At 70.9% G+C, this 12,866-nt stretch carries 14 protein-coding genes; 12 read left to right on the top strand and 2 right to left on the bottom strand.

What is annotated here, in order from left to right; all coding sequences use genetic code 11:
* Positions 1-172: 172 nt before the first annotated feature.
* On the bottom strand, positions 173-874 hold the full coding sequence (locus tag ACH4TL_RS34900) for a class I SAM-dependent DNA methyltransferase (protein ID WP_398324342.1): 702 nt from the start codon (positions 872-874) through the stop codon (positions 173-175).
* A 43-nt stretch (positions 875-917) separates the two neighbouring features.
* Complete coding sequence (locus ACH4TL_RS34895) at positions 918-2,192, bottom strand: YihY/virulence factor BrkB family protein (protein ID WP_398324340.1); 1,275 nt, start codon at positions 2,190-2,192, stop codon at positions 918-920.
* A gap of 222 nt (positions 2,193-2,414) precedes the next feature.
* Here ACH4TL_RS34895 and ACH4TL_RS34890 point away from each other — a divergent pair, with 222 nt between their 5' ends.
* From ACH4TL_RS34890 to ACH4TL_RS34835, 12 genes are all read left to right on the top strand, one after another.
* A complete protein-coding gene (locus tag ACH4TL_RS34890; protein ID WP_398324338.1) occupies positions 2,415-2,948 on the top strand; it encodes a GNAT family N-acetyltransferase in 534 nt (177 codons plus the stop codon).
* Between the two features lie 92 nt (positions 2,949-3,040).
* Positions 3,041-3,124, top strand: coding sequence for a putative leader peptide (locus ACH4TL_RS34885; protein ID WP_309471194.1), 84 nt, complete (start codon positions 3,041-3,043; stop codon positions 3,122-3,124).
* Between the two features lie 215 nt (positions 3,125-3,339).
* Positions 3,340-5,034 carry a nitrite/sulfite reductase gene (locus ACH4TL_RS34880; protein ID WP_398324336.1) on the top strand — a complete coding sequence of 565 codons (1,695 nt, stop codon included), beginning with the start codon at positions 3,340-3,342 and terminating at the stop codon, positions 5,032-5,034.
* A 115-nt stretch (positions 5,035-5,149) separates the two neighbouring features.
* Complete coding sequence (locus tag ACH4TL_RS34875; RefSeq protein WP_398324334.1) at positions 5,150-5,335, top strand: hypothetical protein; 186 nt, start codon at positions 5,150-5,152, stop codon at positions 5,333-5,335.
* Positions 5,332-6,033 carry a phosphoadenylyl-sulfate reductase gene (locus ACH4TL_RS34870; RefSeq protein ID WP_398324332.1) on the top strand — a complete coding sequence of 234 codons (702 nt, stop codon included), beginning with the start codon at positions 5,332-5,334 and terminating at the stop codon, positions 6,031-6,033. Before ACH4TL_RS34875 ends, ACH4TL_RS34870 begins: the two co-directional genes overlap by 4 nt.
* Entirely contained in the window at positions 6,033-6,605 is a 573-nt protein-coding gene (gene cysC / locus ACH4TL_RS34865) for an adenylyl-sulfate kinase (RefSeq protein ID WP_398324330.1), read from the top strand. Before ACH4TL_RS34870 ends, cysC begins: the two co-directional genes overlap by 1 nt.
* Positions 6,602-7,552: a sulfate adenylyltransferase subunit CysD gene (gene cysD, locus ACH4TL_RS34860; RefSeq protein ID WP_398324326.1), complete on the top strand. Its 951-nt coding sequence runs from the start codon at positions 6,602-6,604 to the stop codon at positions 7,550-7,552. The genes cysC and cysD overlap by 4 nt, the downstream gene beginning before the upstream one ends.
* Before the next feature lie 2 nt (positions 7,553-7,554).
* Positions 7,555-8,928: a sulfate adenylyltransferase subunit 1 gene (locus ACH4TL_RS34855; protein ID WP_398324322.1), complete on the top strand. Its 1,374-nt coding sequence runs from the start codon at positions 7,555-7,557 to the stop codon at positions 8,926-8,928.
* A gap of 205 nt (positions 8,929-9,133) precedes the next feature.
* Positions 9,134-10,285 (top strand): ABC transporter substrate-binding protein, encoded by a 1,152-nt coding sequence (locus ACH4TL_RS34850; RefSeq protein ID WP_398324320.1) that lies wholly within the window; start codon positions 9,134-9,136, stop codon positions 10,283-10,285.
* A 61-nt stretch (positions 10,286-10,346) separates the two neighbouring features.
* Positions 10,347-11,168 (top strand): ABC transporter ATP-binding protein, encoded by an 822-nt coding sequence (locus tag ACH4TL_RS34845; protein WP_398324318.1) that lies wholly within the window; start codon positions 10,347-10,349, stop codon positions 11,166-11,168.
* Positions 11,155-12,081 carry an ABC transporter permease gene (locus ACH4TL_RS34840; RefSeq protein ID WP_398324316.1) on the top strand — a complete coding sequence of 309 codons (927 nt, stop codon included), beginning with the start codon at positions 11,155-11,157 and terminating at the stop codon, positions 12,079-12,081. Before ACH4TL_RS34845 ends, ACH4TL_RS34840 begins: the two co-directional genes overlap by 14 nt.
* A 26-nt stretch (positions 12,082-12,107) precedes the next feature.
* The gene (locus ACH4TL_RS34835) at positions 12,108-12,860 is read left to right on the top strand and encodes a sirohydrochlorin chelatase (protein ID WP_398324313.1); all 753 of its coding nucleotides are present in this window, start codon (positions 12,108-12,110) and stop codon (positions 12,858-12,860) included.
* The last annotated feature ends 6 nt before the right edge of the window (positions 12,861-12,866 follow it).

Below are 12,866 nucleotides of genomic sequence, written 5' to 3'. Positions count from 1 at the left end.
CCACATCCACTGATCGGATCCGGTGATGGCCGCCATCGCGAGCACGGTCGCGATGGCAAAAACGTTGCTCCTAGCGCTGCGCACAACACCCCTATAGAGGAGAGGAGTTACTGGGTTGGCGATCAAGGTACACCCATGTGCAGCAGCGAAGAAACGATTGGCATATGCCCCGTCAGATCTGCTTCCGCCACACCCACGCACACGACACCGGATGGTGGCGGAACCGCTCCCACTTCGGCTTCAGCGCCAGCCACCGCTCGTCCACCACGCCCTCCCGCATCTCGGCGAGTGTCCACCCCGCGCCCAGCCCCGCCGCGATGTGGTCGCTGAGCAGATGGACATGGGTGCTGATGGCGACCGACTCGCCGGTGCAGCTGGTGAAGTGGGTCGGCATGCCCGTGGCCATGATGAAGTGCGGGTGGAACGCCACCACCACGCACACCGCGCCGGGCTCCGCGAGCCGCCACGCCTCGTCGTAGAACGGACGCAGCTCGGGCAGGTGTTCATCGATGAGCGAGGCGATGACCAGGTCGTACGCGCCCTCGTCGAGGCCCGTGGCGCGGACGTCGCCCTCGATCAGGCGGTCGTGGACGCCACGGGCGCGGGCGCGGGCGAGCATTTCGGGGGTGAGGTCGACGCCGTCGATCGCGGCCACCCCGTTCCGCCGCAGCCACGCGCCGGTGCGGCCGGTGCCGCAGCCGAGGTCGGCGGCGCGGCGGACGGAGGTCCACGGGGGTTCGGTGAGCTCGTCGAGGAGGGCTAGGTCCATCACGTCCTCGACGGTCTGCTCGTAGGTCTCGACCCACTGTCCGTAGCCGGTGGCGACGTCCACCGTGCGGTATCCGCGCGTGTCGAAGTCGGAGAAGGAAACCATGCGGAGCAGTATCCGCGAGCGCCGGTGCGGGGCGCGACGGGTTTTACCCCGGGGGCGCCCCGTCCCGCGTGGCCCCGTCCTCGGCGGCCCTGACCTCGGGGCGCTTCACCTCGTGCTTCCCCTCGGCCTGTTTCGCCTCGGGTTTCGCCTCCGGCTGCCGGGAGTCGGTGGGCCCGGTCTCGGCACCCTTCGGTTCGTCCCGCTTCGGCTCGCGGTCGCGCTTGCCGTGGTGGTGCAGTCGGCCCCGTATGTCGGCGTGCGGCAGGAACTGGGCCCAGCGCTCGGGGAACTCCGACGGCGGGGTGATCTCGGCCGACCCGTCGTCGGCCGTGCGCTGCTCCCTGGCGCGCACCAGGGCGGCCTGTTCCCGGGTCCAGGCCGCCCGCTGGGCGCGGCCAGCGGCGGTGGCCACCGAGGGCCACACCCGGTCGATGGCGGCGTTGACGGCCGCGCCCACGAGCACCGCGAAGGCGGACACCCCGATCCACAGCAGGACGGCCACGGGCGCCGCCAGCGATCCGTAGATCGTCGGACCCTCCACGGTGTGGATGAGGTAGATCCGCAGCAGGAAGCTGCCGAGCACCCACATGGTGAGCGCCACCAGCGCCCCCGGGATGTCCTCCCGCCACGCCGACCGCACCGGCACCGACACGTGGTAGAGCGTGGTGAGGAAAGCGACGGACAGCAGGATCACGGTGGGCCAGTACAGGACCCGTACGAGGGTGCCGCTGGACGGCACGAAGTCCACCAGGGTCTCCGGGCCGATGACCATCAGCGGCAGCGCCACCGCCCCGATGACGAGGGCCACCAGGTAGAGGTTGAAGGCCAGCAGCCGGGTCCGGACGATGCCGCGGCGCCCCTCCAGCCCGTACATGATGGTGATGGTGTCCACGAACACGTTGACCGCGCGGGAGCCGGACCACAGCGCGATGCCGAAGCCGAGCGAGATGACGTCGGGGCGGCCGCCCTCTATGACGTCGTCCAGGAGCGGCCGGGCGATCTCCTTGACGCCCTTGTCGGAGAGCACGGTGCCCGAGGCGTCGAGGATGTTCTGCCGGATGGTGGCGACGGTGTCGGTGGAGGTCCACGCGTCGAAGTAGCCGAGCAGCCCGATCAGGCCGAGGAGCAGCGGGGGCAGCGACAGCAGGGTGAAGAAGGCGGCCTCGGCGGCGAGGCCGGTGACCCGGTACTCCATGCACGAGTTCACGGTGTCCTTCAGCAGCAGCCAGGCCATCCTGCGCTTGGACACGTTGCGGTACATGGCGCGGGCCTTGTTCAGCCGCCCGGACGGCTTGGAGATGTCTTCTGCTGGCTGCACGCCCCAACCGTATCCGTCCCCCTTGGGCGTGGCCGACACGTCATCGGTGCTCACGGCCGGAACGCGTCGGCGAACAGAGACGAACACAGGGACGAGCGCGTCGGCGGAGGGGACGCCGCGCCGACTCGGCACCGCCCTCCGCCCGCTGCGCCACTGTCCGCGCCCGGTGCGCGCGGCGGCAAAGGTTGCGTCGCGTTGCACGATCCGTGTTGGCTCTCCCCCATGGCCATCGATGTGACCACCTGGTCCCTGGAGCAGACCTCGCCCGCGGACCTCAGCCCGGCGCGGGAGCCCGAGGCCGGGGCGGGGGTGCGGATCGTCCGCGCCGAGGTGCCGAGCCCCGCGTTCAGCCTTTTCCTCTACACGGCCGTCGGCGCTGACAACGACTGGACCGACCGGCTGGAGTGGTCGCCCGAGCAGTGGCTGGCGTTCCTGGACAGGCCCGGGGTGGAGACGTGGGTCGCGTACGAGCGCGGCACCCCCGCCGGGTACATCGAGCTGGAGCCGCAGGACGGCGGTGTCGTGGAGATCACGTACTTCGGGCTGCTGCCCGCCTTCCGGGGACGTCGCATCGGCGGACACCTGCTGACCTGGGGCGTCGGCCGCGCCTGGGACCTGGCCGAGCGGGCGCCAGGACTGCCGCCGACCAAGCGGGTGTGGGTGCACACGTGCAGCAAGGACGGGCCGTACGCGCTCGGCAACTACCGCCGCCGGGGCTTCCGGGTCTTCGACGTCAAGACCGAGACCGAAGGGTGATCAACCCCACATCGTCCCATAGAACGAGACCGATACGTCCGCATCGTGGACAACGGTGGACTCGCCGAAGACGGGCGTGCCACGCTTCCCTCATGTCTCGAGCTGGAATTGCCTTGGTGAGTCGACGCCACGTCGACCTCGGCCGCATGTCCAGCGCGATCTGTCCGGCTGGCTGAGGCACTCAGCAGGGCCCGCACCGGCCCCCGGACCACCCTCCCGCACTTCCCGCCGCCCCCGATGACGTGGGCGAGCGCGCACGCCTCGACACCCCCCGTCGCCCACCGCACCGGTATCCGCCGCAGCGCCGTGCCCGCCTGCGCTTCTGCGCAGGTCAGAGCGTGCGCGCGAGATCATCCGCCGCACCGAGCCGCTCAGAAGGACACCCACCGCCATGCCCGCCACACCGGAACGCGCAGCAGCCACGCCCCGCCGCAAGGCCGGACGCCATCGCGGCGAAGGCCAGTGGGCCGCGGGCCACTTCACCCCGCTCAACGGCAACGAGCAGACCAAGAAGGACGACGACGGTCTCAATGTGCGGACACGCATTGAGACGATCTACGCCCACCGTGGTTTCGACTCCATCGACGGCGCCGACCTGCGCGGCCGGATGCGCTGGTGGGGGCTGTACACCCAGCGCAAGCCCGGGATCGACGGCGGCAAGACCGCCATCCTGGAGCCGGAGGAGCTGGACGACGAGCACTTCATGATGCGGGTGCGGATCGACGGCGGGCGGCTCACCACCGAGCAGCTGCGGGTCGTCGGCGAGATCTCGGAGGAGTTCGCGCGCGGCACCGCCGACATCACCGACCGGCAGAACGTCCAGTACCACTGGATCCGGATCGAGGACGTGCCGGAGATCTGGAAGCGGCTGGAAGCCGTCGGCCTGTCCACCACCGAGGCGTGCGGCGACACCCCCCGCGTGATCATCGGCTCCCCGGTCGCCGGGATAGCCGAGGACGAGATCATCGACGGCACCCCCGCCATCGAGGAGATCCACCGGCGCTACATCGGCAGCAAGGAGTTCTCCAACCTGCCGCGCAAGTTCAAGACCGCGGTCTCGGGCTCCCCGGTGCTGGACGTCGTGCACGAGATCAACGACGTCGCGTTCGTCGGTGTGCGCCACCCCGAGCACGGCCCCGGCTTCGACCTGTGGGTCGGCGGCGGCCTGTCCACCAACCCCAAGATCGGCGTCCGGCTCGGCGCCTGGGTGCCGCTGGAGGACGTCCCCGAGGTGTGGGCCGGGGTCACCTCGATCTTCCGTGACTACGGCTACCGCCGGCTGCGCACCCGCGCCCGGCTGAAGTTCCTGCTCGCCGACTGGGGCCCGGAGAAGTTCCGCCAGGTGCTGGAGGACGAGTACCTGAAGCGCCCGCTGACCGACGGCCCGGCGCCCGCGCAGCCCGTCCGGCAGTGGCGTGACCACATGGGCGTGCACCGCCAGCAGGACGGCCGCTTCTACGTCGGCTTCGCGCCGCGCGTCGGCCGGGTGGACGGGGCGACCCTCACCAAGATCGCCGACCTGGCCGAGGCGCATGGCTCCGGGCGGCTGACCACCACCGTCGAGCAGAAGATGATCGTGCTCGATGTGGCCGAGGACCAGGTCGAGTCGCTGGTCTCCGGTCTTGAGGCGCTGGACCTCCAGGTCAAGCCGTCCCCGTTCCGGCGCGGCACGATGGCCTGCACCGGCATCGAGTTCTGCAAGCTCGCGATCGTCGAGACCAAGGCGCGCGGCTCCTGGCTCATCGACGAGCTGGAGCGGCGGCTGCCCGAGTTCGACGAGCCGCTCACCATCAACCTCAACGGCTGCCCGAACGCCTGCGCCCGCATCCAGGTCGCGGACATCGGCCTCAAGGGCCAGCTGGTCATGGACGCGGACGGCGAGCAGGTCGAGGGCTACCAGGTGCACCTGGGCGGCGCGCTCGGCCTGGACCCGGGCTTCGGCCGCAAGGTGCGCGGCCTGAAGGTCACCGCCGCCGAACTCCCGGACTACATCGAGCGCGTGCTGCGCCGCTTCCAGGAGGAGCGCGAGGACGGCGAGCGCTTCGCCACCTGGGCGGGGCGGGCCAGTGAGGATGCTCTCAAATGAGCGAGCCTCGGCGCGCGGCGCTGGCTGGACTGAGGAGCCGCGCAGCGACGAAGGAGCGAGCAGTGACGAGGGAAGCCAGCGCGTCGGAGCGCGCCGAGGCTGAGCGGGAGTCGCTGTGACGGAGAGAGCGGCGCCGTTCTACTGCCCGTACTGCGGGGACGAGGACCTGCGGCCTTCGGAAGAGGGCCACGGGGCCTGGGAATGCGCGTCCTGCAATCGGGCGTTCCGTCTGGCGTTCATCGGGCTGCTGGCCAAGGGCCTGCGGCGCGACCAAGCCGGAGAAGGGGGCTCAGAGATATGACCGAGCTTCAGCAGCACACCGACCTCGAAGCGCTCGCCACGCAGGCGGGCCGTGACCTTGAGGACGCCCCGGCGCTCGACATCCTGCGCTGGGCGGCCGACACGTTCGGGCCGCGGTTCTGCGTCACCTCCTCCATGGAGGACGCGGTGGTGGCCCATCTCGCCTCCCGGGTGTTCCCCGGTGTCGACGTGGTGTTCCTCGACACCGGCTACCACTTCCCGGAGACCATCGGCACCCGTGACGCGGTGGCGGCCGTGATGGACGTCAACGTCATCAGCCTCACCCCGCGCCAGACGGTGGCCGAGCAGGATGCCGAGCACGGGCCGAAGCTGCACGACCGCAACCCCGACCTGTGCTGCGCGCTGCGCAAGGTGCAGCCGCTGGAGGAGGGGCTGAAGGCGTACGACGCGTGGGCCACCGGACTGCGCCGCGACGAGTCCCCGACCCGGGCGAACACCCCGGTCGTGAGCTGGGACGATCGTCGGCAAAAGGTCAAAATTTCGCCGATAGCGCGGTGGACGCAGGCAGACGTGGACACGTACATCGCCGAACAGGGTGTACTAACAAATCCCCTGCTGATGGACGGTTATCCTTCCGTCGGCTGCGCGCCCTGCACCCGTCGGGTGCTGGAGGGCGAGGACGCCCGGTCGGGCCGCTGGGCGGGGAGCAACAAGACGGAATGCGGACTGCACGGCTGATGGCTGTCGACCAGGAGAACGAGATGAGCGCGCCGATACACACCGGGGCCACCGTGTGGCTGACCGGTCTGCCGAGCGCCGGAAAGACGACGATCGCGTACGCGCTCGCGGAGCGGCTGCGCAGCGAGGGCCACCGGGTGGAGGTGCTGGACGGCGACGAGATCCGCGAGTTCCTCTCCGCCGGGCTGGGCTTCTCCCGGGAGGACCGGCACACCAATGTGCAGCGGATCGGCTTCGTCGCCGAGCTGCTGGCCTCCAACGGGGTCAAGGTGCTGGTGCCGGTGATCGCTCCGTTCGCCGACAGCCGGGAGGCGGTGCGCAAGCGCCACCAGACCGAGGGCACCGCGTATGTGGAGGTGCACGTGGCCACGCCGGTCGAGGTGTGCTCCGAGCGCGACGTCAAGGGGCTGTACGCGAAGCAGGCGGCGGGCGAGATCAAGGGGCTGACCGGGGTGGACGACCCGTACGAGGCCCCGGCCGACCCGGATCTGCGGATCGCGGCGCACGAGCAGGGCGTGACGGAGTCGGCGGCGGCACTTCGAGGACTTCTCAGCGAGAGGGGACTGGCATGACGACCGTGGCTCCGATCAACGGAACCGGATCCGGCGCGAACGGGAGCGACCTCTACGCGCTCTCGCACCTGGACGCGCTGGAGTCCGAGGCGGTGCACATCTTCCGCGAGGTGGCGGGCGAGTTCGAGCGGCCGGTGATCCTCTTCTCCGGCGGCAAGGACTCCATCGTCATGCTGCACCTGGCGCTCAAGGCTTTTCAGCCCGCGCCGGTGCCGTTCTCGCTGCTGCACGTGGACACCGGGCACAACTTCCCCGAGGTCATCGAGTACCGCGACCGCACCGTCGCCGAGCACTCCTTGCGGCTGCACGTGGCGTCGGTGCAGGAGTTCATCGACGACGGACGGCTGCGGGAGCGCCCCGACGGCACCCGTAACCCGCTCCAGACCGTGCCGCTGCTGGACGCCATCGAGAAGAACCGCTTCGACGCGGTGTTCGGCGGTGGCCGCCGGGACGAGGAGAAGGCGCGCGCCAAGGAGCGGGTGTTCTCGCTGCGCGACGAGTTCGGCGGCTGGGACCCGCGCCGTCAGCGCCCCGAGCTGTGGCAGCTGTACAACGGCCGTCACTCCCCCGGTGAGCACGTCCGCGTCTTCCCCCTGTCCAACTGGACCGAGCTGGACGTGTGGCAGTACATCGAGCGCGAGAAGATCGAGCTTCCGCAGATCTACTACGCGCACGAGCGCGAGGTGTTCCGGCGCAGCGGCATGTGGCTGGCCCCGGGCGAATGGGGCGGCCCGAACGACGACGAGACGGTGGAGCGCCGCCAGGTGCGTTACCGCACGGTGGGCGACATGTCCTGCACGGGCGCCGTCGAGTCGGACGCGGTCACGATCGAGCAGGTCATCGACGAGATCGCCGCGTCCCGCCTGACCGAGCGGGGTGCGACGCGCGCCGACGACAAGCTGTCGGAGGCCGCGATGGAGGACCGGAAGCGCGAGGGGTACTTCTAGCCATGACGAGCAATCTCAGTGCCGAGGAACAGGCCGTGGTGATCGCGGTGGAGCAGTCCGCGGCCTCCTCCCAGCTGCGCTTCGCGACCGCCGGTTCGGTGGACGACGGCAAGTCGACCCTGGTCGGGCGGCTGCTGCACGACTCCAAGTCGGTGCTGGCCGACCAGCTGGAGGCGGTCGAGCACGCCTCCCGCAGCCGTGGCCAGGAGGCGCCGGACCTGGCGCTGCTGACCGACGGGCTGCGGGCGGAGCGCGAGCAGGGCATCACCATCGATGTCGCGTACCGCTACTTCGCCACCCCGCGGCGGCGGTTCATCCTCGCCGACACCCCGGGCCATGTGCAGTACACCCGCAACATGGTCACCGGCGCCTCCACCGCCGAGCTGGCGGTGGTCCTGGTGGACGCGCGCAACGGCGTGGTGGAGCAGACCCGGCGGCATGCCGCGGTCGCCGCGCTGCTGCGGGTCCCGCACGTGGTCCTGGCCGTCAACAAGATGGACCTGGTGGACTACGCGGAGCCGGTGTTCGCCGCGATCGCCGAGGAGTTCACGACGTACGCGGCCTCGCTGGGCGTCCCCGAGATCACCGCGATACCCATCTCGGCGCTGGCCGGGGACAACGTGGTGACCGCGTCCGCCAACATGAGCTGGTACGGCGGGCCGACGGTGCTTGAGCACCTGGAGACGGTGCCGGTGGGCATCGACCCGTCGCAGGACCCGGCGCGCTTCCCCGTGCAGTACGTGATCCGTCCGCAGAGCGCCGAGCACCCCGACTACCGCGGCTACGCGGGCCAGGTGGCCTCCGGTGTGCTGCGGGTCGGCGACGAGGTGACGGTGCTGCCGTCCGGCCGTACGAGCACCATCACCGGGATCGATGTGCTGGGCCAGTCCGCCGAGCAGGCGTGGGCCCCGCAGTCGGTGACGATCCGGCTCGCCGACGACCTCGACATCTCGCGCGGCGACGTGCTCGCCCCCAGCGCGTACGCGCCCACCCCCACCCAGGACGTCGAGGCGACCGTGTGCCATCTGCACGACCGGCCGCTGCGGGTCGGGGACCGGGTGCTGCTGAAGCACACCACCCGCACGGTGAAGGCCATCGTCAAGGACATCCCGGACCGGCTCACGCTCGCCGATCTGTCGCACCACCCGGCCCCCGGTGAGCTGGCCGCCAACGACATCGGCCGGGTCGTCCTGCGGACGTCGGAGCCGCTGGCGCTGGACGCGTACGCCGCGTCGCGCCGCACCGGCTCGTTCCTGCTGATCGACCCGGCGGACGGCACGACGCTGACCGCGGGCATGGCGGGCGACTCGTTCGCCGAGCAGGCGTCGGGCGCGGACGGCACGGACGCCGCCGACGACGACGGGTGGGATTTCTGACCATGGCCGGTGAGGTGTTCTCGACGTTCGCGAAGGAGGGCGGCCGCGTAGGCAGCGGCGCCCGGGGCAGTGGTCAGGGCGGAGTCGGGCGATGTGTGCGCTGACCTGCGCCGTCCCCGCCAAGCCGTACCGCTGTGCCCCCAGACCATGTGAACCGCCGGGCGTCCTCTGACGCGGCGCCCGGCCCGCTGAGAGGAACACCCCCGTGTCGTCTGCCGCTTCCCGCGCGATACCCCGATCGCGCCGCCACCGCACCACCCGCCTCCTGGCGGCCGCCGCCGCCCTCCCCCTGCTGATCGGCGGGCTCGGTGGCTGCGGCTACGGCTCGCAGAAGAAGGCCGACGACGAGGGGTCCTCCGCGCTCCCCGCGGCCGGTGGCAAGAAGGTCGGCGGCCTGGACAAGGTCAAGATCGGCTACTTCGCCAACCTCACCCACGCCACTGCCCTGGTCGGGCTGCGCAAGGGCGGTCAGATCCAGCAGGCGCTGCACGGCACGAAGGTCTCCCCGTACGTCTTCAACGCCGGTCCTTCGGAGATCGAGGCGCTGAACGCGGGCTCCATCGACATGGGCTGGATCGGCCCGTCGCCGTCCATCAACGGCTATGTGAAGTCCCACGGCTCCAACCTCAAGATCATCTCGGGTTCGGTCTCGGGGGGCGTCAAGCTCGTCGTCAACCCGAAGAAGATCAAGACGCTGGACGACGTCAAGGGCAAGAAGATCGCCACCCCGCAGCTGGGCAACACCCAGGACGTGGCGTTCCTCAACTGGATCGCCTCCAAGGGCTGGAAGGTCGACGCGCAGAGCGGCAAGGGCGATGTCTCCGTGGTCCGCTCGGACAACAAGGTGACCCCCGACGCCTACAAGTCCGGTTCCATCGACGGCGCCTGGGTGCCCGAGCCGACCGCCTCCAAGCTGGTCGCCGAGGGCGGCAAGACCCTGCTGGACGAGTCGTCGCTGTGGCCGGACAAGAAGTTCGTGATCACCAACCTGATCGTCAAGCAGTCGTTCCTCGAGGAGCACCCGAAGGTGGTCGAGGCCGTGCTGCGCGGCTCGGTGAAGACCAACGCCTGGATCAAGGCCAACCCGGACAAGGCGAAGGACGCGGCCAACGCGGCGCTCGAGAAGGAGACCGGCAAGCCGCTGCCCGCCAACGTGATCGACCCGGCCTGGAAGTCCATCCAGGTCACCGACGATCCGCTCGCCTCGACCCTCAACACCGAGGCGGAGCACGCGGTCAAGGCCGGGCTGCTGGAGAAGCCCGACCTCAAGGGCATCTACGACCTGGCCCCGCTGAACAAGGTCCTGAAGGCCGCTGGCCGGCCGGCCGTCTCGGCCGCGGGCCTCGGCGACCAGTAGCCGCCGCCCGCTCCCGTACGCACGTGACCACACGTACGCACCCCGATCAGGAGGTGACCGGATGTCCCCGGCACTGACCACCGCCACCGAGAAGACCGGTCCGGCGGGCACGGCCGCGACCGGCGCGGCCGACTCCGCCGGAGCGGTCCGGATCGACCACGTCCACAAGTCGTTCGGCCGCCCCGGCGCCGCCCAGCCCGTCCTCGACGACATCAACCTCGAGATCAAGCCCGGTGAGTTCGTCTGCATCCTGGGCGCCTCCGGCTGCGGCAAGTCGACGCTGCTGAACCTCATCGCCGACCTGGACCGCCCGACCAGCGGAACCATCGAGGTGCCCGGCACCCGTCCGGCCCTGATGTTCCAGGAGCACGCGCTGTTCCCGTGGCTGACCGCGGGCAAGAACATCGAACTGGCGCTGCGGCTGCGCGGGGTGCCCCGCGCCGAGCGCACGCCGGAGGCCGAGCGGCTGCTGGAGCTGGTGCGCCTGAAGGGCGCGCACGGCAAGCGGGTCCACGAGCTGTCCGGCGGCATGCGGCAGCGCGTGGCGCTGGCCCGCGCGCTGGCCCAGGACTCCAGCGTGCTGCTGATGGACGAGCCGTTCGCCGCGCTCGACGCCATCACCCGCGACGTGCTGCACGGCGAGCTGACCCGGATCTGGAGCGAGACCGGCGTCTCGGTCCTGTTCGTCACGCACAACGTGCGCGAGGCCGTCCGGCTGGCCGAGCGCGTCGTGCTGCTGTCCTCGCGGCCCGGACGGGTCGTCCGCGACTGGGCGGTGGACATTCCGCAGCCGCGCCGCATCGAGGACGCGGCCGTCGCCGACCTGTCCATCGAGATCACCGAAGAACTGCGTGGGGAGATCCGCCGCCATGGCCAGCAGTAAGACCACCGCGGCCGACCCGGCCCCGACCGATACCCGCCTCGCGAAGAAGTCCGCCGAGGACCTGGAGGGCCTGGAAGCCGGGCTCGACGCACTGGACACGGTGCAGATCAAGCGGGTCCCGGTGACCCAGGTGCTCACCCAGAAGGTGCTGCCCCCCATCGTGGCCGTCCTTCTGGTGATCGCCCTGTGGAAGGCACTGGTCCTGGCGAAGGTCGCGCCGGACTACCAGCTTCCCGACCCGAGCATGGTCTGGGACTCGCTGCGCCAGCTGTGGCTCCAGGGCGAGCTGTTCGACATCGTCTGGACCAGCGTCTCGCGCGGCCTCTTCGGCTTCCTCATCGCGCTCGCGATCGCCACCCCGCTGGGGCTGATCGTCGCCCGGGTGAGCTTCGTACGCGCCGCGTTCGGCCCGATCCTCTCCGGGCTCCAGTCGCTGCCCTCGGTCGCCTGGGTGCCGCCCGCGGTGATCTGGCTCGGCCTCAACGACCAGATGATGTACACCGTCATCCTGCTCGGCGCCGTGCCCTCCATCGCCAACGGCCTGGTCGCCGGGATCGACCGGGTGCCCCCGCTGTTCCTGCGCGCCGGGCACACCCTCGGCGCCCGCGGCCTGGTCAGCGCCTGGCACATCCTGCTGCCCGCCTCGCTGCCCGGCTATGTCGCCGGACTCAAGCAGGGCTGGGCCTTCTCCTGGCGGTCCCTGATGGCCGCCGAGATCATCGCCAAGTCCCCCGACCTGGGCCTCGGCCTCGGCCAGTACCTGGAGAACGCCCGCAACAACTCCGACATGGCGAGCGTGCTGCTCGGCATCATCATGATCCTGGTCGTCGGCATCGCCATCGAGCTGCTGATCTTCGCCCCCATCGAGCGCCGGGTGCTGCGCAACCGCGGCCTGGCCCCGAACGCCCGCTGAAGACCCACGGACCCCACGGAAGCACGATGACTGCCCCGACCCTCCTCGTCGTCGCCCACGGCAGCCGCGACCCCCGCCACGCGGCGACCGTCGACGCGCTGTGCGCGCGCGTGCGGTCGCTGCGGCCGGGGCTGCGCGTCGAGCCGTCCTTCCTGGAGTTCAACGCACCACGGGTGGGCCAGGTCCTGGACCGGCTCGCCGCGGAGGGGGCGGACGAGGTGATCGCCCTCCCCCTCCTGCTGACCCGCGCCTTCCACGCGAAGGCCGACATCCCGGCGGTCCTGCGCGAGGCCACGGCCCGCCACCCCCGCCTGACCGTCCGCCAGGCCGGTGTCCTGGGCCCCTCCCCGCTCCTCGTGGAGGCCCTGGAACACCGGCTGTACGAGGCCGGGCTGCGCCCTGCCGACCGGCACCGGACCGGCATCGTCCTGGCCTCGGCGGGCTCCACCGACCCGGAGGCGATCGCGGTGATCGCAGAAATCGCGCGGGAGTGGCGGCACACCGGATGGTGCGCCGTGCGACCCGCGTTCGCCTCCGCCTCCCTCCCCCGCACCGAGGACGCGGTCCGCGCCCTGCGTGCGGAGGGCGCCGAACGGGTGGCCGTGGCACCGTACGTCATCGCCCCCGGCCGCCTCCCCGACCGCATCGCGCACGGTGCCGAGGCGGCGGGCGCGGACATCCTGGCCGACGTCCTCGGCCCGGCCCCCGAGCTGGCCCGCCTGCTGCTGACCCGCTACGACGAGTCCCGCGCGGCCCGGCCTGCCCTGCTGACGGCCTAGGGGACT

Source organism: Streptomyces sp. NPDC021115 (assembly GCF_044333065.1).
GTDB lineage: Bacteria > Actinomycetota > Actinomycetes > Streptomycetales > Streptomycetaceae > Streptomyces.
The sequence above is the reverse complement of the archived record's forward strand: the minus strand, read 5'-3'. Positions and strand labels throughout refer to the sequence as shown.

What these genes read in the sequence shown, in the direction of transcription:
- cysC (WP_398324330.1), top strand. Translation starts at nt 6,033, where the DNA reads ATGGCTGTCGACCAGGAGAACGAGATGAGCGCGCCGATACACACCGGG.
- ACH4TL_RS34855 (WP_398324322.1), top strand. Translation starts at nt 7,555, where the DNA reads ATGACGAGCAATCTCAGTGCCGAGGAACAGGCCGTGGTGATCGCGGTG.
- ACH4TL_RS34890 (WP_398324338.1), top strand. Translation starts at nt 2,415, where the DNA reads ATGGCCATCGATGTGACCACCTGGTCCCTGGAGCAGACCTCGCCCGCG.
- cysD (WP_398324326.1), top strand. Translation starts at nt 6,602, where the DNA reads ATGACGACCGTGGCTCCGATCAACGGAACCGGATCCGGCGCGAACGGG.
- ACH4TL_RS34870 (WP_398324332.1), top strand. Translation starts at nt 5,332, where the DNA reads ATGACCGAGCTTCAGCAGCACACCGACCTCGAAGCGCTCGCCACGCAG.
- ACH4TL_RS34840 (WP_398324316.1), top strand. Translation starts at nt 11,155, where the DNA reads ATGGCCAGCAGTAAGACCACCGCGGCCGACCCGGCCCCGACCGATACC.
- ACH4TL_RS34900 (WP_398324342.1), bottom strand. Translation starts at nt 874, where the DNA reads ATGGTTTCCTTCTCCGACTTCGACACGCGCGGATACCGCACGGTGGAC.
- ACH4TL_RS34835 (WP_398324313.1), top strand. Translation starts at nt 12,108, where the DNA reads ATGACTGCCCCGACCCTCCTCGTCGTCGCCCACGGCAGCCGCGACCCC.
- ACH4TL_RS34880 (WP_398324336.1), top strand. Translation starts at nt 3,340, where the DNA reads ATGCCCGCCACACCGGAACGCGCAGCAGCCACGCCCCGCCGCAAGGCC.
- ACH4TL_RS34845 (WP_398324318.1), top strand. Translation starts at nt 10,347, where the DNA reads ATGTCCCCGGCACTGACCACCGCCACCGAGAAGACCGGTCCGGCGGGC.
- ACH4TL_RS34885 (WP_309471194.1), top strand. Translation starts at nt 3,041, where the DNA reads ATGTCTCGAGCTGGAATTGCCTTGGTGAGTCGACGCCACGTCGACCTC.